The 24,379-nt window shown below is 38.3% G+C and carries 27 protein-coding genes and 1 pseudogene; 18 read left to right on the plus strand and 10 right to left on the minus strand.

All coding sequences use genetic code 11. From position 1 onward, the window contains the following. Positions 1-79: 79 nt before the first annotated feature. The 10 genes from EDC37_RS03650 to EDC37_RS03695 all read right to left on the minus strand — a co-directional run bounded on the left by EDC37_RS03650 (position 80) and on the right by EDC37_RS03695 (position 8,994). Positions 80-379 carry a biotin/lipoyl-containing protein gene (locus EDC37_RS03650; protein WP_132548025.1) on the minus strand — a complete coding sequence of 100 codons (300 nt, stop codon included), beginning with the start codon at positions 377-379 and terminating at the stop codon, positions 80-82. Between the two features lie 283 nt (positions 380-662). Beyond that, the gene (locus tag EDC37_RS03655; protein WP_165874443.1) at positions 663-2,066 is read right to left on the minus strand and encodes a phosphodiester glycosidase family protein; all 1,404 of its coding nucleotides are present in this window, start codon (positions 2,064-2,066) and stop codon (positions 663-665) included. 127 nt (positions 2,067-2,193) lie between these two features. After that, positions 2,194-2,589, minus strand: coding sequence for a rod-binding protein (locus tag EDC37_RS03660; protein ID WP_165874444.1), 396 nt, complete (start codon positions 2,587-2,589; stop codon positions 2,194-2,196). A 10-nt stretch (positions 2,590-2,599) separates the two neighbouring features. Continuing rightward, positions 2,600-3,715, minus strand: a complete 1,116-nt coding sequence (locus tag EDC37_RS03665; RefSeq protein ID WP_132548031.1) for a flagellar basal body P-ring protein FlgI — start codon at positions 3,713-3,715, stop codon at positions 2,600-2,602. A 24-nt stretch (positions 3,716-3,739) separates the two neighbouring features. Further along, positions 3,740-4,312, minus strand: coding sequence for a flagellar basal body L-ring protein FlgH (locus EDC37_RS03670; protein WP_414153136.1), 573 nt, complete (start codon positions 4,310-4,312; stop codon positions 3,740-3,742). 51 nt (positions 4,313-4,363) lie between these two features. Next, a complete protein-coding gene (gene flgA, locus EDC37_RS03675; protein WP_132548035.1) occupies positions 4,364-5,344 on the minus strand; it encodes a flagellar basal body P-ring formation chaperone FlgA in 981 nt (326 codons plus the stop codon). Between the two features lie 14 nt (positions 5,345-5,358). Next, positions 5,359-6,153 (minus strand): flagellar basal-body rod protein FlgG, encoded by a 795-nt coding sequence (gene flgG, locus EDC37_RS03680; protein ID WP_132548037.1) that lies wholly within the window; start codon positions 6,151-6,153, stop codon positions 5,359-5,361. Between the two features lie 44 nt (positions 6,154-6,197). Next, positions 6,198-7,043, minus strand: a complete 846-nt coding sequence (locus EDC37_RS03685) for a flagellar hook-basal body protein (RefSeq protein ID WP_132548039.1) — start codon at positions 7,041-7,043, stop codon at positions 6,198-6,200. 168 nt (positions 7,044-7,211) lie between these two features. Beyond that, positions 7,212-8,243, minus strand: coding sequence for a rod shape-determining protein (gene mreB / locus EDC37_RS03690; RefSeq protein WP_132548041.1), 1,032 nt, complete (start codon positions 8,241-8,243; stop codon positions 7,212-7,214). A 217-nt stretch (positions 8,244-8,460) separates the two neighbouring features. Beyond that, a complete protein-coding gene (locus EDC37_RS03695) occupies positions 8,461-8,994 on the minus strand; it encodes a GNAT family N-acetyltransferase (RefSeq protein WP_132548043.1) in 534 nt (177 codons plus the stop codon). 185 nt (positions 8,995-9,179) lie between these two features. Here EDC37_RS03695 and EDC37_RS03700 point away from each other — a divergent pair, with 185 nt between their 5' ends. From EDC37_RS03700 to EDC37_RS03790, 18 genes and pseudogenes are all read left to right on the plus strand, one after another. Continuing rightward, positions 9,180-10,223 carry a mechanosensitive ion channel family protein gene (locus EDC37_RS03700; protein WP_132548045.1) on the plus strand — a complete coding sequence of 348 codons (1,044 nt, stop codon included), beginning with the start codon at positions 9,180-9,182 and terminating at the stop codon, positions 10,221-10,223. Positions 10,224-10,473: 250 nt separating this feature from the next. After that, positions 10,474-11,028, plus strand: a complete 555-nt coding sequence (locus EDC37_RS03705; RefSeq protein WP_132548047.1) for a hypothetical protein — start codon at positions 10,474-10,476, stop codon at positions 11,026-11,028. Between the two features lie 160 nt (positions 11,029-11,188). Further along, entirely contained in the window at positions 11,189-11,569 is a 381-nt protein-coding gene (locus tag EDC37_RS03710) for an ATP synthase subunit I (RefSeq protein ID WP_132548049.1), read from the plus strand. A gap of 73 nt (positions 11,570-11,642) precedes the next feature. After that, complete coding sequence (gene atpB / locus EDC37_RS03715) at positions 11,643-12,317, plus strand: F0F1 ATP synthase subunit A (RefSeq protein ID WP_132548051.1); 675 nt, start codon at positions 11,643-11,645, stop codon at positions 12,315-12,317. Positions 12,318-12,379: 62 nt separating this feature from the next. Then, a complete protein-coding gene (gene atpE / locus EDC37_RS03720) occupies positions 12,380-12,628 on the plus strand; it encodes a F0F1 ATP synthase subunit C (protein WP_132548053.1) in 249 nt (82 codons plus the stop codon). A gap of 43 nt (positions 12,629-12,671) precedes the next feature. Beyond that, positions 12,672-13,175 carry a F0F1 ATP synthase subunit B gene (atpF, locus tag EDC37_RS03725; RefSeq protein WP_132548055.1) on the plus strand — a complete coding sequence of 168 codons (504 nt, stop codon included), beginning with the start codon at positions 12,672-12,674 and terminating at the stop codon, positions 13,173-13,175. Then, a complete protein-coding gene (atpH, locus tag EDC37_RS03730; RefSeq protein ID WP_132548057.1) occupies positions 13,169-13,711 on the plus strand; it encodes an ATP synthase F1 subunit delta in 543 nt (180 codons plus the stop codon). The genes atpF and atpH overlap by 7 nt, the downstream gene beginning before the upstream one ends. Positions 13,712-13,730: 19 nt before the next feature. Next, complete coding sequence (gene atpA / locus EDC37_RS03735; RefSeq protein WP_132548059.1) at positions 13,731-15,239, plus strand: F0F1 ATP synthase subunit alpha; 1,509 nt, start codon at positions 13,731-13,733, stop codon at positions 15,237-15,239. A 52-nt stretch (positions 15,240-15,291) separates the two neighbouring features. Then, on the plus strand, positions 15,292-16,296 hold the full coding sequence (atpG, locus tag EDC37_RS12520) for an ATP synthase F1 subunit gamma (RefSeq protein WP_231040063.1): 1,005 nt from the start codon (positions 15,292-15,294) through the stop codon (positions 16,294-16,296). Between the two features lie 15 nt (positions 16,297-16,311). Further along, positions 16,312-17,724 (plus strand): F0F1 ATP synthase subunit beta, encoded by a 1,413-nt coding sequence (gene atpD, locus EDC37_RS03750; protein ID WP_132548061.1) that lies wholly within the window; start codon positions 16,312-16,314, stop codon positions 17,722-17,724. A gap of 3 nt (positions 17,725-17,727) precedes the next feature. After that, positions 17,728-18,150 (plus strand): F0F1 ATP synthase subunit epsilon, encoded by a 423-nt coding sequence (locus EDC37_RS03755; RefSeq protein WP_132548063.1) that lies wholly within the window; start codon positions 17,728-17,730, stop codon positions 18,148-18,150. A gap of 166 nt (positions 18,151-18,316) precedes the next feature. Continuing rightward, positions 18,317-19,507: an ISL3 family transposase gene (locus tag EDC37_RS03760; protein ID WP_132548065.1), complete on the plus strand. Its 1,191-nt coding sequence runs from the start codon at positions 18,317-18,319 to the stop codon at positions 19,505-19,507. 194 nt (positions 19,508-19,701) lie between these two features. Further along, a complete protein-coding gene (locus tag EDC37_RS03765) occupies positions 19,702-20,664 on the plus strand; it encodes a lactonase family protein (protein WP_132548067.1) in 963 nt (320 codons plus the stop codon). Between the two features lie 89 nt (positions 20,665-20,753). After that, positions 20,754-22,063: pseudogene (gene zwf / locus EDC37_RS03770) on the plus strand (glucose-6-phosphate dehydrogenase). A gap of 241 nt (positions 22,064-22,304) precedes the next feature. Then, entirely contained in the window at positions 22,305-22,745 is a 441-nt protein-coding gene (gene rplM, locus EDC37_RS03775; protein ID WP_132548069.1) for a 50S ribosomal protein L13, read from the plus strand. Positions 22,746-22,772: 27 nt separating this feature from the next. Continuing rightward, positions 22,773-23,165: a 30S ribosomal protein S9 gene (gene rpsI / locus EDC37_RS03780; RefSeq protein ID WP_132548071.1), complete on the plus strand. Its 393-nt coding sequence runs from the start codon at positions 22,773-22,775 to the stop codon at positions 23,163-23,165. 117 nt (positions 23,166-23,282) lie between these two features. Then, positions 23,283-23,825, plus strand: a complete 543-nt coding sequence (locus EDC37_RS03785) for a nitroreductase family protein (protein WP_132548073.1) — start codon at positions 23,283-23,285, stop codon at positions 23,823-23,825. A 224-nt stretch (positions 23,826-24,049) separates the two neighbouring features. After that, positions 24,050-24,325 carry a metal-sensing transcriptional repressor gene (locus EDC37_RS03790; RefSeq protein ID WP_132548075.1) on the plus strand — a complete coding sequence of 92 codons (276 nt, stop codon included), beginning with the start codon at positions 24,050-24,052 and terminating at the stop codon, positions 24,323-24,325. Positions 24,326-24,379: the final 54 nt, after the last annotated feature.

The following is a 24,379-nucleotide window of genomic DNA, read 5'->3' on the forward strand; positions in this document are numbered from 1 at the left end:
CGTTAAATAAATTTTTCTATGTTCCCCATACTACCTTTCAATATCCATAATAATTCAATTTCAAGGCAAATAGCTATTATCATTCAGCCGTAATTCGAGCCACTACCTGCCCTACGGATATTTCTTCCCCAGGATTAACCAATATCTCACTTACTGTTCCATTGGCAGATGCCCTGCTCGCTGCTGTTTCTCCTGTCATTGTGGTTATTTTCACCAAAGCTGCGCCTTCATTTACTGCAATTCCAGGCTGTGCTGTCCATGACACAGTTCCCGACAAAACTGATTTCTGGTCAATTACAGCTTGGGCTTCCGCCATATGGTAAATTCCTGCCAAAGCACATATTCCTATAAAGAATACAATTAATATATTTTTTTTCATTTCTATCGCTCTCCTTAACGAATAATATGTTTATAAAATCTGCTGGAGTTAATATGTTTTGCATATATTACCTGCCGAAAATACATTTCACTTTGTATATCGAATCTTTTTTCTAAAATACTAAGCTTTATCGGTTAAACTGCTGGCAAAACCCGTCCTAAATTCTCTCCTTCAGCAGAATAAAAAAGAAACACATCCTTTCTCTAGCAATCTTCTCTACTCATTATACATTAGCCTTTTTTAATAGCAAGAAGAATATTTTTACTTTATAATAAATATTTTTTTAACTTTTCTTTACTACTGCCAATGAAACACCGACCAGTCTTTCATTACCATCTGATGGATTATTCACGACTTGATTTCCTACTACCATTTCAGAAGAACCGCCCCCATCAAAATTAACCGCATCGACTGCACCAAATTTTATTAACAATTGGGCAAACCCATTTAATGTAAGTCCATCAACCTGTTCTTGCCGTCCATCAACCACCATTAGCAAAACATGTCCGTCAGCCTTTATTGCCGCAGCAGTGCGCGGTGACATGCCCCATGTTACATCTGAACCTATTTGTTCTGCATCAGATGTTATATTAACCTGTCCGTTTTGTACAAGACGCGGTCCCACGCCTACAATCTGAAGAGAATTTTTCCATATATCGCCAAGATCTTCATTAATAGTCATTTCATCGCCTACTTTTAATCCCTTCAATGCATCCTGCATTGTTCCATGCGCTGAAATTACAGTTTGCCCGTCTTTTAAAGCGGAGTTATTGGTATTTATCTGCACAATTTTATTATCTTGAACAACGTATTCTATCCCATATTCATTAGTGCCCGTACTATCTCCGTAAAAAGAATTATATTCGACTATTGTATCGGCACTGCGGTCACAATTAACTCCACTAATTGGATAATCGCCGTTTTTAGTATGCACTGTTCCATTATAATTCACCAGTCCAATTATTGCTTTTCCCGTATTATCCGTACCAAACGCTGTCCGTGGCAAATAAGTGGTAGTTGCAACAGTTCCATCAATTTTCGTCAACCCATATACTTCTTTTTGCCCCCCAAAATAAGAAGCATTTACTCCGGCTTCAGCATTATAATAACGAACCATACTTGAGACTGTACTTTTTCCCAGTGTTCTTCCTCCGCCAAGTACAGGGATAAGTTCAAACTTAGTAGGATCTATATCAAGGGCATATGCTTTCAGAAGTCCATTTTCATTATATCGATCATAAGTAATATAATCTAAGCCATCTTCCACATTATGTTTCAATGTGTGTTCATAATATCTTTTTACATCAATAAATACTCTCGCTGGATTCTGTAAAACATTCACATTATATGGTACCGTCTGATTTAAAGCAATCGTAACCCTGCATCCAGACTGTATATTGGTGATATTTACAGATTGTACCACATCGCCGTCAACATTTATACTATTTTGTACCTTTGAAGCATCCACACCCGAAAAATCCACATTGATATTTTTTCCTGATGAATCAACCGTTGCCTGATATACCGGCATTGTATCAAATTGCAAGACAATGCGCACATTGTCCTGAGAAATGCCTGAGCGGGCTTGCGTCATATTTATTGGACTACTCGCCGCAAATGTCATGGATTGAAATATAAAGAAAAGAAATACTACAATACTAAATACTCTGTTCAAAATTTTTTTCACTGAACTATACCTCTTTTGATGAATAAAATTAAAAGAGTCCATTGCAAAATACATTGATCTGCAGCTGAAAATAAATCAACAGCCTACAAATATATATTTTGCAATAGCCTCTCTAAGTATCAACCGTTTATTTTTTATATGCCTTTACTTCAGACAGTGGTGGTTTGAAGTCCTGCTGCTTTATCTGACGATAAAGCATATCGCCCAATCCTACACCACCAGCTTGAGCTAAATTTTTGGTCATCTCAGTATCATGCATCGCACGTAGAATATTATCCGCGTTAGAATCGCCTAACAGCGAATCCGCCGGTACAGTTTTACGCATTTCCTTATACATCAAATCAAGGAACATTGCTTCAAACTGTACACATGCATCTTTTAACTTAGCATCACCTTTAGCTGTATTAGAAACCTTGGCTGCCCTTTCCAGATTTTCTCCTGATTCTTTAATCTGTTTTGTTGCCTGTACCTGCTGTGCCTGTTCTAGTGCGGGTGATGCTGTTACAAGATTTATTCCTTCCATTTCAAATTCCTCAAATAACCTGCAATTCTGCATGTAAAGCCCCTGATGTTTTCATGGCCTGCAAAATAGCAATAATATCTCTCGGTGTAGCACCAACAGCATTCAGTGCCCCTACTACATCATTTACATTAGCCGTTGCGCCAAGGACAACAGTATTTGCCTTTTCTTCTTTTACTCTTGTGTTGTTATTCCTTGTCACAATAGTACTGCCCAAACTATACGGTGCCGGTTGGTAAACATTAGTTGTTTTATCAATGTTTATACTCAACCCGCCCTGCGCAATAGCCACTTCATCAACGCTCACATTACCACCCATAACGATGGTGCCTGTGCGTTCATTGACAACTACCTTGGCTGGTGAATCGGGGATAATTGGTAAATTTTCAATGTTAGAAACAAATCCCACAATATTATTTCGATAGCCAGCCGGTACATTTACATCTACTCTACCTGGATCAACAGCTGATGCAATACCACCATAGTTTGCATTTATCGCATCAGCAATACGTGCTGCCGTCGAAAAATCGGAATTATTTAATGAAAATGAAATATTACCATTTGTTCCCAGTGTATCTTCCACAGTCTGTTCTACAATGGCACCACCACTGGATATACCAACAGTGGTTATATTTTTACTACGCCCAGCTGCCGAATAACCACCGGTAGCAATAGGACCTTGTGCTACAGCATAGACCTGCCCATTTCCTGCGCGCAGCGGCGTCTGTAAAAGAACCCCGCCGGCCAAGCTCTTTGCATCCCCCATTGACGACGTCGTAAAATCGATATTGTCGCCCGCATGGGCAAATGCCGGCAATGTCGCCGTCACCATTACAGCTGCCACATTTTTTGTCTTTAAGGCAGTATTACTACTATCAATATTTACACCAAAATTTTTAAGCATATTTGCTACAGAATTTAATGTCTCTATCGTTTTATTGCTGTCGCCTGTTCCTTGAAGTCCTACTACCAATCCATAGCCTACCAGCTGATTGGACCGTACACCATCCACTTTGGCGATATCTTTAATTCTCGTCGCCGAAACATCAGCGGCAAAAACACAATTCATTGAAACCAAAGTAAATAAAAGTACTGCCAGACAACTCGCATATTTTAATAACTTCAGCATTTGCTCTCCCTCTTCATTATCACATCAAAAGAGTACATTAAATATTTGTGACAGAATTCCTTGTCTCTGTTTCGCATTGAGAGGTCCTTTCCCGTCAAATTTAAGTGTAGCATCAGCTACCAGATAAGAGGGAACCGTGTTATCATAAGCCACATCATCTTGCCGCACCGTACCACGTAAAGTGATCTTGTGCTCATCCTTATTCTGCCATATAGATTGCGTTCCTTCTACTACCATATTGCCGTTTGGTTGTACATCAACTACAGTTACGGTGATCTTGCCATTAACAGTATTTGTATCTTTTGCCGAACCATCAGCTTTAAAACTGTCCGACTGTCCTGCACTAGCCTGCGCCAGAAAACTAAATATCCCCGCACCTGCATTCAATGAATTATTTGCCGTCTTTCCATTACTCATAGACTTCGTTGCACTTGTAGATGATGATTCGCTTATAATCACAGTCAAAATATCGCCTATGTTATGTGCTTTACGGTCAGCGAACAAGCTCATAGAATAATTATTTTGGGAATCAGCCCATAATGATTGAGCACTGGCCAACGAATGTGGAAAAACAACTGCCCCAAACAAAAAAAGCATTATGTATATGGCATGTTTCATTTTCATTATATCACCTGCAATCAATATATCTTAACTATCCATTTGAATTGCAACAGTATTTTCATCAATTACCTGTCCACTCACTATGACACCAGTTGTTGAATTTTTCACTCTGATGACCTCGTCCTTACTACCGTCAGTCATCGCCACTCCATCTGTCTGAACAGTCAATCCATTTGTTTTGACCATAATGTGTACAGGAGCGCCCCTTTTCACTATAACAGGGCTCACTAGTAAACTTTCTTTAAGAATGTCACCCGGCTTAAGCGGATACCGCGATATCTGCCCTATTGCCTTATTTATATCAGTCATATAATACGCCGTTACAGAACTGATTTCTTTTTTTTCAATACGTACATCGTCTGCTGTTAAAACAGTGTTTGCCCTTACCGCTCTGGCTGCTACGACAACATTATCAAAGGTGTGCAATTGAAATCTGCAAACAGCCCGCCCTGCATCTTTTCCCTTTACATTAAAATGGACATATACCACAGTTGGCACAGTATATTTTATACCATAGGGCAATTCAGTTTCCATTTTCAGTTCTCCCGGTGGTATTACCATGTCAGCAGCTCCGGTCAGCAACTCAATAGTCCAGTCCCTTTGCTCACCGCTTGCTTTTACAGCTTGCTCCATTTCAGCTTGGGCCGCAGCATTTATTTGTGTTGAAGGCACTGTTTGTGAAGCTCTTGTAATTGTTATATTATCAGGTATCGACCATGTTATATTACTACTATCTACTCCAGATGACTGTATTTTCATTTTCAATACATACGCCGTAAGTGTTTTTACGCCACCTGGTTTAAGAATATTTCCCAGTTTCATATTTATAAGTTCTTGCAACCGCTGCCCATCAGCACAGCTAATATCCGCAATCGACCCCAGCAAAATATCTTCGCCCCATATTAGTCCCGTGTCATGCACAGTTACCCATGCTGGTGACGCAGCATATGCTAAAGCCGGAAAAGAAAAAAGGACACATGTTATCGCAATAACAATATTTCTTCTCATTATAAATATCCTATTTATCGTTTAAGTCCATTAGCAATTTCCAACATTGAATCACAGGTAGTAATTGCTTTTGAATTTGATTCATAAGCACGCTGGGCAACGATCATGTTAACCATTTCATCAGCTACCTGCACATTCGACATTTCAAGATATCCCTGTGTTATTGTACCAGCTCCATCCTCCCCAGGATTGCCAACTATTGCATCCCCTGAAGCATTGGTCTGATAAAAGATATTTTTTCCCTGTGCCGAAAGCCCTGCCGGATTTACAAATCTCGCTAAAGTTATCTGCCCTACTTCTTCCGGTGTATCCTGTCCCGCCGGTGTAGCAGAAACAGTACCATCTGAACCAATTGTAATTGAATCTGCCGGTGCATCTTCAGGAATAGTAATTTCCGGTTCTAACGGATATCCATCGGAGGTCACCAATCTACGGGTTTCATCTAGTTTAAATGAACCATCACGGGTATAACCAATAGTGCCATCCGGCATCGTTACCTGAAAAAAACCATCACCATCAATTACCATGTCGGTTGGATTGCCCGTGGCTTGATAGCTGCCCTGCGTAAAAATTCTATTTGTAGCAGATAAACGTGCACCATGCCCCGCCTGCATTGCTGCCGGATAAATCGTATCTGGTCCGCTTGTTGCCCCTGGCTGGCGCAATGTCTGATATATCAAATCCTGAAACTCAGCACGCTGTTTTTTATACCCTGTTGTATTCACATTAGCTAAATTATTGGAAATAACATCCATATTCTGCTGCTGTGTAGTCATTCCTGTAGCAGCAGTCCAAAGTGCTCTCATCATAGCCGTAAGACTCCCTTCAATGTTTCCATTTCAATACAAATCCTCTATGAAACCCTGCCAACATCATTGACAGCCTTGTCCAGCAAAGAATCTTGTGTAACAAGCGCCTTAGAGTCAGCTTCGTATGTTCTATAGTTATTAATAAGCTCAACCATTTCTTTTGCTACGTTGACATTAGATCTTTCAAGCCAGCCTTGTTGGACAGAACCAGCAGCCCGCTGCGGTTGAGCCCCATTTTGCGGACGATATAAATTATTGCCTTCTTTGAGTAAAGCGCCTCGATCTGCAAATCCTGCCAACTCTATCTGTCCAAGGTTTTGCCCGCCAGCGTTTACCGTTCCATCGGTACCAATATTGATATCAGCCGTATCAGGTGGAATATTTATTACTCCTCCTGTAGTGTTTAAAACAGCTTGATTATTTGCAGTCACCAATTGTCCTGCTGCGGAACGGTAAAAATTACCATCACGCGTATACCGGACTCCCTGCGGTGTGTTTATCGCAAAATACCCGTCACCTGTAATTGCAAGATCCAATTTGTTGCCAGTGTTTTCAAGTGCCCCCTGGTCACGTATCACAGCGACTTCTGCGACTTTTGCGCCGCGTCCTAAAGTCCCAATGGCAGGTGCTCCGCTGCCACCATCAGCAGCGACAGTTCCTCTTAAAAGATAATTTCGCGCCGTGTCAATATTTTGCAAGGCCGATATATTATTTTGGGGTGTTTCTCCGTCATTAATGCGATGCAAAAGAACCGACTCAAATTCTTCGCTTATCAGTTCATCTTTTTTATAACCATTGGTATTAACGTTTGCCAGATTATTAGCTATTGTATCTGTACGTATTTGTTCGGTTATCATTCCCGAGGCAGCCGTATACAAGCCACGCAGCATATCATCACTCCTAGTTTAAATACAAAGGGTATCAGCAATTCATCCTAAAAAATAAAAATATATTACATGTAGTGAAAATATATTATATATTTTATTCGCTAAACTTTTTCCCTATCCTTTTTTATAGCTGCGATTCTTATTTAATAAATACTTGTGTTATGTAACAATTCATTCATGTCTTTGCGCATTTTTACCGTTTTTGCCTCTTCTGCCAAGTTTATCTACCCATTCCAAAGCTCTTCCTGTCCCTATTGCCACACATGACAAAGGATCATCAGCTAAATATGTAGGAATTTCCGTTTCCTTTTGAATTAGTTTATCTAGTCCATGCAGCATTGCTCCTCCGCCAGTCATTACAATGCCATGATCCATTATGTCAGCGGCAAGTTCTGGAGGTGTATCCTCTAAAGTCTTTTTGACACACCGTACAATTGCATTGACTGAGTCTTCAAGAGCACCGGCTATTTCATCGGATGTCAGTTCAATGGTTTTCGGCAAACCGCTAAGTAAATCTCTGCCGCGGAACTCCATTTTCACATTACGTTCACCCTTTATTGCCGTTCCCACATTCATTTTTATATTTTCCGAAGTTCTTTCGCCAATCATGATATTATGGTTGGTTTTTATGTATTTTACAATAGCTTCATCAAACTTATCACCAGCGACGCGCAATGATTCACTGACAACGACTCCGCCCAAACTTATAACAGCGACATCTGTAGTACCGCCGCCTATATCTATTACCATGACTCCCTGTGGTTCAGAAATATCTATTCCCACTCCCAAAGCAGCAGCCATTGGTTCTTCAATCAGAAAAGATTCAGAAGCGCCTGCCTGTTTAGCAGCCTGATTAACAGCTCTTTTTTCCACCGTAGTCACCTTCGAAGGCACACATATCATAATGCGCGGCTTTGTAAGAAAACTATGGCCTGCAACCTTTTCAATAAAATACTGGATCATTTTTTCCGTTATATCATAATCGGCAATAACGCCGTCACGCATCGGTCTTATTGCTACAATATTCCCCGGTGTGCGTCCAATCATTTTCTTAGCAGCTTCGCCTATTTCTAATATGCGGTTAGTATCCCTGTCCACCGCCACTACTGACGGTTCACGCAAAACAATCCCTTTGCCTTTGACATATATTAAAACATTGGCTGTGCCTAAATCGATACCGATATCCCTAGCCATTCCAAACATTAAATATTCCTCCTAAAACTAAAAAGCCTACATATGTATTACTATATAATATTACAGTAACATTATCAATATATATTTCATATCTTTAACCAATAAGAATAATTCTAAAAAAACAAATGCAGAATTTCTCCGTAATGTTGAAGAAATCCTGCATTTACATTCATTTTATAAAGAAAGACTAAAAATAAAAGCTCATCATTCTGTCCTCATAAAGTTTTTACTTTTTTGTTTCTTTACGTGCAAAGTACTCTCTGTCCAGTATTCCTAATATTATTAGATTTTCATACACGCCGTCAGTCAGTATGGTTTCCCGTATAAGGCCTTCACGTACAAGCCCTTCCGATTCATACACATGCAGCGCACGCGCATTATAATCCTTGCAATCGAGCCATGCCCTATGAAACTTTAAATCATCAAATGCCCATGATTCAAGCATCTGCAATGTTTCATGTCCATACCCCTTACCTTTTTCATCAAGAATAATCCGTGTAAACTCAATTTCCTTGGAAGGATTATCCAGTCCTGCTATCATTAGGAAGCCTACTTTTTTTCGTGTATCAATAGTTTCTATAATAATATGGATAGCTGCCTTGGTATTCAACGTAGTCATATGTACATCCCTTGTATAAGGAATAACATATTTCGCATTTTCCGGCCTATATTCCACTTCCATTATATAATCCATGTCATCTTCTTCAGCCTGTCTAAATTGAATACGCTTGCCTTTTTTGATTATTTTGCCTTCTGCCATCGTGATACTCCTCTATTATTATTCAAATCCCGAAAAAGAGACCTTTATTATCATTCTTTTACATGTTATAGTATAATACATTATAAAGTTAATGTAAATTGACTTATTATAGACTTTTGCATCGGTATTATCAATACATCACCGCAATGCATTATTTTATTTTATTTAATACCGGAGGAAATAAAATGAATATACTTTCAAGCCTTGGTGATTGGCACTCTTGGCTAGATTTGTTGATTGTCCCATTCTTTATTCAAGTTGCCGCATTGATAATAGGTAAAATAATAAATACCTTCATTAATAAAAAATTACAGGAGCATCTGGAGCAGCATACCCTTCCTTATATTTTTGCCCATGCGGTAAAGGATCTGCCAGTTGCCTGGTGTTCCGGGGTAGGTTTATATTGGACTATCCATTCCATCAAAGTCCTTAATACCACTATAATAGATTTATTATCATCTCTGCTATATGCCGTCATCATCTTTTCCATTACCCGCGTTCTTGCCCGTACCGTATCGGGAATGATTGCCCTGCATATAGCACGCGCAGAGGACACCACTAAGGCGACTTCCCTTCTCAGCAATATCATTTCTTTTATCATATATTCAGCCGGCGTAATTATTATCTTGCAATATCTTGGTATATCCGTCACACCATTTCTTACTGCATTAGGTGTTGGTGGTATGGCTGTTGCTCTTGGTCTCCAAGATACACTTTCCAACATATTTTCCGGTCTCCACATCATTTTATCGAAACAACTTCAAGTATATGATTTTGTAAAGCTTGGTAATGGCTACATTGGTCAGGTTGTCGATATAACATGGCGTTTTACTAAAATCCAATCACCAGCCAATAATATAATAATCGTCCCTAATAAGGAGATAGCTTCCTCTACCATAATTAATTACAATATGCCCCAGCAAGAAATTGATATCTCCCTTACGGTTGGTGTCAGCTATGACAGCGATCTTGATTTAGTTGAAAAAGTCAGTCTGGAAGTTGCCCGTAATGTTTTATTGAAAGTAGAAGGAAAAGTAGATTTTGAACCGTTTGTGCGCTTTTTTGAGTTTGCTGACTCCAGCATTAACTTCAATATAAATATGAAATCTAACATATTTTTAAACCAATACATAATTAAGCATGAAGTTATAAAGGCATTGACCAAAAGATATCGTGAAGAAAATATAAACATTCCCTTTCCTGTACGCACCATCATTACAGCAAATTAATTTTTATTTACTTTTTATTTTTAATAGTATTATATGTATTAGTCATTCATCATATTATATTTCATAACAAAATGTGATATAGTGAACTTATAGTATTTAGTTTCTACTTGAAAAAAGGTAAACATTCGTTTACAATATATTAACTGCTTAATTTATTTATTATTTCAGTAAGGAGATTACAATTATTAATACCAAAAACATTCCCCACCGGTCTCTAGTTTTTTTCATAGAATCGTTTGAATTATTATTTTTGATATTAGTTTTACCACTATCCTTCATCCTGCCAACCCCTCTGGGATGGGAAAATGGGCCGTTAGAAAATTCCCAAGTAGTCATTTTGCTAATTGCGATGCTATTAAACCTGTACTGGTTTTATAAAAAAAAGCATCTCTTCCAACTTACTGCCAGCGGTGCCTTTTTATTGCTCGCGGGCAGAGAAGTAAACTGGGGGCGCTGTTTTTTCCCCATAGGGATGGGACCTGACGGACCTATTTTCATACCGATGGAACAATTTCCGCATCATACAATGATAAATACAGTTATTGGCATAATGCTCGTTATCGTTTTAATTGGGGTTATTTTTACTACGCCCTGGAAAAAAATAATTGTGCGGCGTTTATTTCCCGTAAAATTATTTATTTTCGCTTGTATCTGTACTATATTTTCCCTTATTGGCGATTCAAGCCGCCTCTTCTCTGACGCACAGGGCGAACTTGTCGAAGAGCAAGGTGAACTTCTGCTTTATTTTCTACTCTTACATGTCTCTGTGTATTATTATTATTTTCTTAATATTGATGATCAATAAAAACATTATTTTTATATATGTATTTCCATATTTTTCATCCCAATGCCCTTTTCCGGCACAGATTTTTGATACTGCTAAAATCCCTTGTTATAGAAATAATTATATGCTATATTTATAGCAGTTGCTTTCCCCTAAATATTCGCTGAAAGGCAGGTTACATATGCGCAAATTTGCGACTATACGTGGCCGCTCAATTGCAATAGCAACTTTTATAATTACGTTGCTCATTGCTATCCAGCTGCTTCTCAATAATCAGATTTATTTACTTGCGGCTGTCATCTGTGGTTATTTTACAGCAATGTATTACGTTTTCATGCTTGCAACACGTATAAAAAAATCAATGCTGCTTTCACCATCTGCTGCTAAACGCAGTGCCCAAACCGGTATGGTGTTGCGTATTATATTCCTTATATTATTTTCCCTGCTCATCATAAAGTTCGCTAAAGATTTTTTTATTGCGTTTATTGCAGGTTTTTTTATTATGCATATAATAGTATTTATTAATTTGATAATTTTTTCTTACCAAGAAAAAATTCATTAGGCTATAAAACTTCGCCCGTTTGGGAAGTTATTTATAGAGGTTTATTTAAAAATCCAATGTAGGGAGTGATTTTATGCCTGAAAGTGCGGCTCATGAACTCATGTTATTCGGTCTATCTTTTAATCTAGAAACATTAGAAATGACATGGATGGTCATGGCTGTCGTTGTTATTCTGTCTATAGTCGCGACGCGCAATTTGAAATTGGTGCCAGCCGGACTACAAAACATATTTGAAATGGTCATAACAGGTCTCAATTCCCAGATCAACGCTAATATGGGAAAACGAGGCGCTTTGTTTGCCCCATTTCTAATTTCCCTGTTTCTATTTTTACTTATCTCCAATTGGTGGGGACTTATCCCGGGTATGTCATCGCCTACCAATACTCTGAATACCAATTTGGGTTTAGCGCTTTTGGTAGTAGTCATGCTCCATGTATTAGGTCTATATTACAAAGGAACTAAGTATATAAAACATTTCTTTGAACCATTTGCTCCTTTTGTAATAATCAAATTGATTGAAGAAATAGCAAAACCAATAACACTTTCCTTTCGTCTATTTGGTAACATTGTGGCAGGAGAATTATTAATCCATATTCTTCCTAAGCTTTTACCAAATATTTTTGCTGAAATAATACCAGGTGTGGTATGGCTTGCTTTCTGCGTCTTTGTTGGTGTAGTACAGGCATTTGTTTTTACGATGCTTTCAATGTCATATCTTGCTGATGGCGTTAGTGATGAGAATGAGTAAAATTTGTTTAAGTGCCATAATGGCATAATTATTATATTAACAACCCTGAGGAGGATTTTTTAATGGAAAATTCAATTGCAACAGCAGCAGCTTTATTAGGAGTGGGCATAATGCTAGGTTTAGCAGCATTTGGTGCAGCTATCGGTGATGGTCTCGTAACCGGCAGACTTATTGAAGGTATTTCCCGTCAACCCGAAGCTAAAAATACTTTATTTGTCAACACACTCATCTCCGTTGGTCTTGTTGAAGCAATGCCTATTATTGCCCTTGTTGTTTGTTTCATTATCTTAAGTGCTGCAAAAGTTCTCTGATTTTAAACGTTATTACAGTTTACAATAAAAGGAGGACAGTAAGTTGATAAATATTGATGGAACGCTTTTAGCGCAGCTTATCAATTTCATTGTATTGGTCATTCTTCTTAAAATATTCGCCTATAAGCCCATCATGAAACTGCTCCATGAACGTAAAGAAAAAATTGCGTCTTCTATAGAAGCAGCAGAAAATGATGAAAAGAAAGCTAAGCAAACATTAGATGAATATCAGAAGCAACTTGCTGAAGCCCGTGTCAAAGCCCAAGAGATCGTTGATAAGGCTATGAAACGTGCCCAACAGGAATACGATGCTTCTCTCGCCCAAACTAAGCAGGAAATTGAACAAATGCGCCAAAAGGCTAAAGAAGATCTCGCGCGTGAACGTACACGTGCTGCTATGCAGTTAAAGGGTGAAGTTGTGTCTGTGTCCATGGCAGCAGCCAGTAAAATCATCGCGGCTAATATGAATAATGATGTTAATCAAAAATTAGTTGGTGACTTTATAGAAAAGCTTGATAAGGATAAGCTGGGTGGCTTATCATGTTAAATATTCAATTAGCAAAAAAATACGCTGCAGCTATGTTCGAATTGTCGCAGGAAGAAAACCGGTTGCCCCAGCATGGTGCACAGTTGACTCAAATCAGTAATTTATTTGAGGACAGTCGTGAACTAAAAGCCTTTATGGATAATCCACAAATTGATCTGCAAGTGAAAAAAAATCTTATGTCTAAAATATTAGCTGATGATTTTGATGCGCCGGTTTGTAATTTTATACTTTTACTAATTGATAAACACCGCATATCACTGCTTTCGGAGATTATCGCTGATTTTCATGCCCTTTCCAATAAAGCTCTAGGTATTCAAATTGTTTATGTTAAAACAGCTTTTGCTTTAACAGACACGCAAAGAACTTCCCTACTGCAAAAATTGGAAAGCATTACTGAAAAAACCATACAGCTGAAAGCTAATATAGATCCTTCTATAATAGGCGGTGTGATTATAAAATCAGGTGACAGGCTTATCGACGGCAGTGTTATAGGACAACTAAAATCTATAAAAAAACAACTGGTGGCAAATTGTTGATTGGGGTGACTAACTTTTTATGAAAATGAATCCTGAGGAAATAACGGCCATCATCAAGGACCAAATCAAAAATTATAACATTGATTTGAACGTTGATGATGTCGGCACTGTTATGGAAATTGGTGACGGCATAGCTCATATCCATGGTCTAAATAAAGCTATGTCAGGCGAACTTCTTGATTTTGGCAGTGACATATATGGTCTTGTATTAAATCTGGATCAAGACAGCGTTGGTGCTGTTTTGCTTGGCAGCGAAAATAAGATAAAAGAAGGTGCGACTGTAAAGCGCACCGGAAAAATTATACAGGTTCCTGTTGGTGAAGCAATGATAGGACGTGTTGTAGATGCACTAGGACGTCCTATTGATGGCAAAGGACCAATAGATTTTCAGGAATATCGCCCTGTAGAATATCCTGCACCAGGAATTGCTGACAGAAAATCTGTACATGAACCTTTACAGACCGGACTAAAAGCTATCGATGCCCTTGTTCCTATCGGACGCGGCCAGCGTGAACTTATCATCGGTGACCGTGGTACAGGAAAAACCGCAATTGCGGTTGATACGATGTTAAATCAAAAAGGACAAGATTGTATTTGTATTTATGTTGCAATCGGCCAAAAAGCTTCCACTGTGGCACGTGTCGTCAAAACCCTCGAAGATAACGGCGCTATGCAATATAGCATCGTTGTGGCTGCAACGGCAGCTGACAGCGCGCCGCTCCAATATATAGCACCTTATGCTGGTGTCGCCATGGCCGAATACTTTATGTATAAAGGTAAACATGCTTTATGTGTGTATGATGATTTATCCAAACATGCTGCTGCTTATCGTGCAATGAGTTTACTTCTGCGTAGACCGCCAGGACGTGAAGCATATCCTGGTGATGTATTCTATTTACATTCCAGATTATTAGAACGTGCAGCAAAACTTTCCGATGAATTGGGCGGCGGTTCAATTACAGCACTGCCTATAATCGAAACCCTTGCTGGTGATGTATCAGGATATATACCAACAAATGTTATTTCTATCACTGATGGTCAGATAATGCTGCAAACAGAAATGTTTTATTCTGGCATAAGACCGGCAATTGATGTAGGTCTGTCCGTTTCCCGTGTTGGCGGCAGTGCGCAAATAAAGGCAATGAAACAGGTTGCCGGACGTATGCGTCTTGATTTGGCACAGTATCGTGAATTAGCTGCTTTTGCCCAGTTTGGTTCTGACCTTGATAAAGCGACAAAAGAACAGTTGGATCGTGGTGCCCGCATGGTAGAAACATTGAAGCAAGCCCAATATTCACCTCTTAACGTAGCTGAACAGGTATTAGTTGTCTATACTGCGGTTCGCGGTTTCTTAACTGATGTACCTACGGAAAAAGTTGCTTCATTCCAGCAGGATTATCTCAAATTCATCAATTCATCACATGTCGAACTCATTGACCTTATTAATAAACAGAAAAAGCTCGACGATGATTTAGAAGCACAGATAAATAAATCTATTGAAGAATTTAAAGCATCATATACTTTTTAACTAATATTTCAGCATAGTATATTAGTCGAGGAAAAGGCGAGGTGATTAATTTTTGGCCAATTTACAGGATATACGCCATCGTATAAAGAGCGTAAAAAACATCCAGCAGATCACTAAAGCCATGAAAATGGTAGCTTCTGCCAGACTACGGAGAGCTCAGGCAGCCGCAGTAGCCAATAAACCATATGCCGAAAAAATGTATCAGGTAATTAATGAAGTTGCTTCCAATACAAATGGTGTTTCGCACCCACTTTTAGAAAAACATGATAGCGGTAAAACACTTTTTGTTATTCTTGCTTCCGATAAGGGTCTTGCCGGCGCTTATTCCAGTAATGTGTTTAAAGAAGCTAAGATTCATATTACAGGCACTAATGAAGCACAAAATTTTGCTATAGAGCATAAAAAGGCTGCCACAGAATCTGGCGACAAAGCAACATTGGCGCTTGCTATGCAGCAGAAACCAGCAGAAGCTAATACAGAAAAACTTTTAGAAAAAGCTATATTGCAAACTGTAGCAAAAGATGATCTTGATATTATCAGCATCGGCCGAAAAACAACTGAACATTTCAGAACAAATGGCTATAATGTCATAAAAAATTATGTAGGGTTTAGTGAAAGACCCAAATATGAAAATGCCCGCGCTATCGCTACAGAAATAACAACTCTTTTTACTGAAGGGAAATATAAGGATGTGTATATGATTTATACACGTTTTGTTTCCGCTATATCTGCTATCCCTGAAACGGTAAAGCTCTTGCCGTTCACAAATACAGATGCCGGCTCTGCTAATACTCAGCAGGTCGAATATATTTATGAACCTTCAGCTGAAACTGTACTCGGTTTTTTACTGCCGCAATACTTTGTGACAATGATTTATGCTGCATTGCTACAGGCTGCTGCCAGTGAATTATCCAGCAGAATGACCGCCATGAGCAACGCTACAGACAACGCTCAAGATCTTATGTCCAGATTGGACCTGCACTATAATAAAGTACGTCAGGCCAATATTACCCGCGAAATCACCGAAATCGTGGGCGGTGCGGAAGCACTTAAGTGAGGAGGTTTTTAATCATTGGCTAAGGGTAAGATTGTACAGGTCATTGGACCTGTTGTAGATATTGAATTTCCTATTGAAGATATACCAGCAATATTGAACGCTATCACTATCAAAGGTAAGTCTGGCAGTATCGACATTGACTTAACCGTAGAAGTAATGCAGCATTTGGGTGACGGTATAACCCGCTGTATTGCAATGAGCTCTACCGACGGTTTAACCCGTGGTATGGAAGCTATTGACACAGGTTCTGCCATTATGGTTCCTGTGGGAGAAGAAACACTTGGACGTGTCTTTAACGTTCTTGGCCAGACAGTTGACCATAATCCAAAACCCGTCGGCAATAAAGAATTTTGGCCTATCCATCGTTCCGCGCCAAAATTTGATGAACAAGAAACATCTACACAAATTCTTGAAACAGGTATCAAGGTCGTTGACCTCATTGCCCCTTATGCACGTGGCGGCAAGATTGGTTTATTTGGTGGTGCCGGTGTAGGAAAGACTGTACTTATTATGGAATTAATCCACAATATAGCTACACAGCATGGCGGCTATTCCGTATTCTCCGGGGTAGGCGAACGTACACGTGAAGGTAACGATCTTTGGTCAGAAATGACTGAGTCCGGCGTTATAAATAAAACCGCACTTGTTTACGGCCAAATGAATGAACCACCTGGGGCTCGTATGCGTGTAGCTTTAACCGGCCTCACAATGGCAGAATATTTCCGTGATGTAAAAAATCAGGATGTACTTTTATTTATTGATAATATATTCCGTTTCATACAGGCAGGCTCAGAAGTTTCTGCACTACTCGGCCGTATGCCATCAGCAGTTGGTTACCAACCAACACTTGCTACTGACGTTGGTGCCTTACAGGAACGTATAACCTCTACTAAGAAGGGATCTATCACTTCCGTTCAGGCAGTTTATGTTCCTGCGGATGATTTGACAGACCCTGCTCCTGCCGCTACATTTACTCATCTTGATGCTACTACAGTTCTTTCTCGCCAAATTGCAGAATTAGGTATTTACCCCGCAGTAGATCCGCTTGATTCCACATCCCGTATTCTTGACCCGCATATAATTGGGGATGAACATTATCAAGTTGCCCGTAATGTACAGGCTGTTTTGCAAAAATATAAGGAACTTCAAGATATCATTGCCATCCTGGGTATGGAAGAATTATCAGACGAAGATAAACTTACAGTTGCCCGTGCACGTAAAATCCAAAGATTTTTGAGCCAACCGTTCTTCGTAGCAGAACAATTTACCGGAACACCGGGCAAATACGTTCCCCTCAAAGAAACAATACGCGGCTTCAAAGAAATTTTGGACGGCAAATATGACGATCTGCCTGAAAGTGCATTTTACATGGTTGGCAGCATAGATGAAGTAATAGAGGCAGCAAAAAAAGCAAAACAGGGGGCATAATCCATGTCAACAATTAGATTGGAAATTGTCTCTCCTGACAAAATGGTTTATTCCGAGGATGTAGAGATGGCCATAGTCCGCTCTACTGGGGGTGAACTGGGTATTTTACCCAAACATACACCTCTTTTGACTGGTATTCTTCCCCATGCTATGCGTATAAAAAGAAATGGTGGAGAAGAACTTATAGCTGTTTGCGGTGGTTTTATGGAGGTTACACCCCATAAAATTACAATATTAGCTTCAGCTGCCGAATTACCTATCAACATTGATATAAACCGTGCCCAAAAAGCATATGACAGGGCGCAAGAACGGCTTGAAGCTTTGCAAAAAGCTCCCGAAGAACATAAAGACATTGATTCAGAACGTGCTCACGCTGCACTTGACCGTGCTAAAGCACGTTTACAAGCAACAAATAATAAACAGTAAAACTTTTTACCGCAGTAGATGTATTTATTACGGTTCTATACTAAATGTTGGGGTAAGCAAAAATTCAAGCTTACTCCAACATTATTTTTTTACAAAAAAAGAGCATAAAACAAAAAAATCCGTTACAATTAAAGTTCCGCAACTAAAAAGAAAGGATTGATGTTTTATGCTCAAAGAAAATTATACTATAGAATTATTAAATTTAAAAGGATTTAACGTAATAAGAACAGCTGGCAATGTAATTACTATCTGTCTACCGGTCAAACCGCATATATGCCCACAGTGTAAGAATGAAACAAAAAAGATACATGACTATAGGTTACAAAAAGTTAAACATTTGCCCGTAGCACATACAAGCTACACTATTTTAATAAAAAAGCGTCGTTACAAGTGCCCTTACTGTAATAAGCAATTTTATGAGAAAAATAACTTATTGTCTAAATATAAGTCCATATCCACAGATTTGAGAAAAAGTGTTTTGTATTATGCCAGTAAATTGTTTAATACAAAACAAATTGCAGACATTTGTAATCTCTCATATTCTACCGTGGTGAGAATAATCGATTCCATAATTATTCCCAAACCAACTGTTTTCCCGGATGTTATTTCCATAGATGAATTTAAGGGAAATACGGGTGGTTATAAATTCCAATGTGTGCTTACTGATCCAATAAAGAAAAAAATTATTGAAGTGCTGCCTAATAAAAATAGTGAAGATATATACGGACATTTGGCTAACAACGACATAAAAAATAGACTCAAGGTAAACTACGTAATAATGGATATGAGCAACCAATTCCGTAGTATAATGACTAATTGTTTTCCTAATGCTAAGGTAATAGCAGATAAGTTTCATGTGCTGAGACTGGCAAACTGGGCAATGGAACATATTCGTAAGCAAGAACAAAAACGTTTTACAGATACAAGGCGTCGATACTTCAAAAAGAGCAGGTTTATTTTGCTGAAAAGGAGGCATAAGCTTAAGAGAAATGAGAAGATACAATTATCCCAAATGCTCAGCGTATCTGTTTTACTAAAAAAAGCCTATATATTAAAAGAATTGTTTTATATGGTTATGGACAGCAAAAATGAAAAACAGTTTTATAAGAGAATATATAAATGGCTTTTTTTAGTAGAAAAATATGGTATCGATAGATTCCTTGCCATGGCAAAAACTGTCAGGCAGTGGCTCCATCCAATAAGAAGAGCCGTTTTAACAGGTTATACAAATGGCTATACTGAAGGCTGTAATAACAGGACTAAGGTTTTGAAAAGAATATGTTTCGGTGTCAGGAACTTTAAGAGGTTCCGTAATAGATTGATGTTTATTGCTAATTGTAAAAAAGCAGCAGGATAATTTTCCTACTGCTCTTGTACTATCTTGAATTTTTCATAACCCCAACCATTGACAATGAACCTTTATTACTGCGGTTTTTCTATTTGCTTTTATTATCTATAAAACATATAATAGCAATATATTATTAGACGTTTTATGTTTTATTTTTACCTCCTGCAATATTAATATCAATTTGCCCGAAAGGATTATTTAATATGGACTATACAGGTTATATTGGTACATATGATTCACCCAAAAGTTCTGGTATCTATCGTTTTATTTTTAATGACCGTACTGGCAGTATATCCCCTCCCGGTTCCTTTTATAAAACGGATGGTGGTAAATGTGTAGCTTTTGCAGGTAAAAATCTTATAGTCACAAGAGAACATAACAATAAAGCCGGCATTGCCCTTATTGACGAACAGGCAAATGTACTATCAGAAAGCCTTCTTGAAAAAAAGACTCCATGTTTTATTACCTTTCATAATAACATGATATATACTGCTAATTATCACGATGGAACGGTTCTCCTTTATAAAATAGATAATTATAAACTGCAATTAATAAAGCACCTGTCCATTGGTGCTAATGCAGGGTGCCATCAAGTTCTCTTTTGGCATAATTTAATCTTCGTTCCCTGTCTCAACCTCGATTGCATAAATATATATGATACAGCGAAAGATTTTACCCTAAAGGGAAAAATACCATTTGCCAAGGGAACTGGTCCTCGTCACGGCGTCTTCAGCAATGACGAAAAAAGATTCTATCTAGTAAGTGAACTCAGTAATGAATTATTTTATTTTGAATTACAGCCTGATAATTCCTGGAAATTAAAAAAGCAATTATCCATTGTAGCAAAATCAGCGACAGTCGACAGTGCTACTGCGGCCATACGCATTTCAATAAATAATCATTTTCTTTACACTTCGACGCGCGGCAGTAATCTACTTACCGTGTTTTCGATAAGTGACGGCCCACCAACATGTATCCAACAGATCTCCAGTGCGGGTGACCACCCCAGAGACTTTTTACTCAGCTCAAATGGCGACTATCTTTTAGTCGTTAATAGATCATCTAATGAATTAATCAGTATGCACATCAATAGGTCTACCGGTCTTATAGAAAATATCGTTGCTAGAAGACCAGTTTTTGAAGGTGTAGGAATAGCATTGAAATAGGAGGAATCAGCATGTCGGAATCAGCATTTACAATATTTGGTGGAACAGGTGATTTAACTTTCCGCAAGTTGCTACCAGCACTTTATAATATGAGTGCTTCCAATGACAGTGCTGCCGATCGCCAAATAATAATCATCGGCCGTCGTAATTACAGTACAGAAACATATTGTGCCAAAGCCAGAGAATGGGTTAAACAATTTTCTCGATTACCTTATACAGATGAAGATTTTAAAGTATTTTCTAAGCGAATTAGTTATTATAAAATGGATTTTACTGATATAGCTACATATACATCCCTAAATGCTTATTATCAAAAACGCCATTTAACAGAACATATATTCTATTTTGCCGTTGCCCCTCGTTTCTTCAGTATTATTGCCGATGGCCTTACAAACGTAGCTAATGCTTGCCACGGTAAAGTAATTTTAGAAAAACCTTTTGGTGAAGATCTTGACTCCGCTAAAGTGCTCAATATCCAATTAGAAACATTTTTCAATGCGAAAAATATTTTCCGCATTGACCATTACCTTGGCAAAGAAATGATCAGAAATATCCAGACACTGCGTTTCAGCAATCCAATTTTTTCCAATCTTTGGAACTCCCGCTACATCGAATCAGTGCAGATATCGGCTTTTGAAGATATAGGCATAGAAGGACGCGGTGGCTACTATGATGCTAGTGGTGCTTTAAGGGATATGGTGCAGAACCATTTATTCCAAATATTATCCATAGTAGCAATGGAATGGCCTGAAAAATTTTCTACGGATGCAATGCATGATGCCCAAATTCGTGTACTTCGTGCCCTACGCCCCGTGATAGATGTCCGTGAATCATTAGTGCTCGGCCAATATGAAGGTTATCATCAAGAAAAGCTGGTAAAACCTCAGTCCAAAACAGAAACTTATGCGGCATTGCGCCTTTTTATAGATAATGAACGCTGGTGGAATACACCTTTTTATATTCGTACAGGAAAAAACTAGATCGGCGCGAAATAAAAATCGCTATTATTTTCCGTCCTGCTTTTCTTGAAAAAGCAGCCCAAAACATTCTCATAATAAAAATTCAACCTAGTGAAGGTGTTTATCTACAGTTCAATATAAAAAAACCAGGCGATACAGATGAAATCATACAAGCAAAAATGGATTTTTGCCAAAATAACTATGTAAATAAATTAAACACACCAGAAGCTTATGAACGTCTGATAAAAGCCTGCATTAATAATAATAAATCATGGTTCTCCCAATGGGATCAAATCGAGCTGAGTTGGAACTATATTGATAAACTGCATGAATTATACGACTGGGAAAAATTACCTTTATTTAGGTATAAGGCGGGTACTACAGGGCCTCAGCAGGCAAATGAATTACTTCGTCGCTTTGGCCATAAATGGATTGATTAATATTTATGTTTAATCATCCTTACAGCTCCCATTCCACGCAATCTGACGCTATACAGTATTTTCCATACTTATATTCTCAATTATTATTTAAAAATTTCTTGACTCTACCATGCTCTTTTATTATAATAATTGAGTATGAAGTTTTCTCTTGTGATTTCCAGCCCCGGTAATCGCGATGAGGCTTTATATAATTATTTTATAAATTATTTTAGTTAATCGCATTATAGGGAAGGAGATATCGATGAAAACCACATTCATGGCCAATGGCCAAAATGTTGAACGCAAATGGTACATCGTGGATGCTGAAGGTCAGACAGTAGGACGTCTTGCTGCTGAAGTTGCTAAAGTACTCCGCGGTAAAAATAAACCCACTTTTACTCCACATGTTGATACTGGTGACTTTGTTATTATAGTAAATGCTGAAAAAGTAACCTTTACTGGAAAAAAACTTATTCACAAAACTTATTTCCGTCATTCCGGCTATCCTGGAGGTACAACTTTTACTACAGCAGGTCATATGCTTGAAAGACAACCTGTTAAAGTTTTAGAATCCGCTATTCGCGGTATGCTTCCGAAGAATCGTCTTGGCGCTCAAATGTATAAAAAACTCAGTGTATATGCGGGTACACAGCATCCTCATGCTGCTCAAAAACCGGAAGCACTTGAATTTGATATTCGTTAATAAACTTGGAAGGGAGAACATAATTTAATGGCATTAGTTACTTACTACGGTACAGGCCGCAGAAAAACCTCTGTTGCCAGAGTTCGCTTGGTTCCAGGTGAAGGCAACATCAAAATAAACGGTCATGATATGAGTGAATATTTTGGTCTTAAAACACTGGAATTGATCGTAAAACAACCGCTCGTATTGACTGAAACTGAAGGAAAATACGATGTTATCGCTAAGGTAGAAGGCGGTGGAGCTTCTGGTCAGGCAGGAGCAATACGTCACGGTATTTCCCGTGCACTTTTACTGGTTGATACTGAACTGCGTAAATCACTGAAAAAAGCTGGTTTCTTAACACGTGATCCACGTGAAAAGGAACGTCGTAAATACGGTTTGAAAAAAGCCCGTAAAGCTTCACAGTTTTCAAAACGTTAATATATCTTTTTGTTATTACAATCCCGCAATTACACGATTGCGGGATTTTTGCATACGTTCACAGCTGCGCTGTTCATTTAAATTACAAATAGGATTTTTCTTTAGGAGGCCTTGTTTATGCTCAAAGAAATACAAAATCGTCGTAGTATCCGCAAGTATTTACCAAAGGATGTCGACGATGAATTAATTTTACAATTATTAGCAAGTGCCCGTTATGCTCCATCTGGCAGCAACACCCAACCTTGGCATTTTCTAATAGTACGAGATAAAAAACAGCAATCTAAAATTGTCCGTGCCGATCATAATCAAACATGGATGCTCACAGCTCCTGTTTTTATTGTTTGCGCCGCTGACATAAACACTCGCATAACAAACAATACCACAAATATAAATTTAGATGAGAATTGTGCTCTACCCGAGCTTAAACTTATTATTCGGGATAGTGCTATTGCCATTGAGCATATAGTATTGGAGGCAGAACATCTGGGAATTGCTACCTGCTGGACTGCCTGGTTTAACCAGGATGAAATGAAGAAAGCTATTAATGCTCCTACAAACTTATATATATGTGCTGTACTTACAGTTGGTTTCGCAGACGAAGCACCTACACCACGTCCACGCAAAAAACTCATTGATCTTATCAATTATGAAAATTGGTAATTATTTCTCTTAACCACCCCGCGGAATACTATTTCCCCTTTTTATTCCCACATATATTATTCTTATTTGTATTTCATTTCCCACTGTTATATGCCATTTACTATTTTAATAAAAATAATATAGACACTGTCAGTTTGCGATGTTTTAGTTATATGATAAAATATAAGTTATAATATAATTAATTATGTACCATTTTACTTTATTTTAATTATACGGGGGCTAAAATGAAACAATGTATGGACGCTGATAATCTTCACCGCCGCTTAAAAAAAATCATTGGTCAAGTTCAGGCAATTGACCGTATGATAGATGAAGATGTACCTTGCGAAGATATTCTTTCGCAAATAAATGCAGCAAAGTCAGCTTTGCACAAATCAGGACAAGTAATTTTAGAAGGACATATCCGCCACTGTGTACGTGACGGAATTGAACATGGTGATGTCAATAAAACTATAGACAATTTCACTAAAGCAGTTGAACGTTTTGCTAATATTACATAAATTATTTAGCAGCAGCCTTTTAAAGGCTGTTTTTTCTTTCCCTGTTGACAACCC

Origin of the sequence: Pectinatus cerevisiiphilus, from assembly GCF_004341685.1 — a bacterium.
Lineage (GTDB): Bacteria > Bacillota > Negativicutes > Selenomonadales > Selenomonadaceae > Pectinatus > Pectinatus cerevisiiphilus.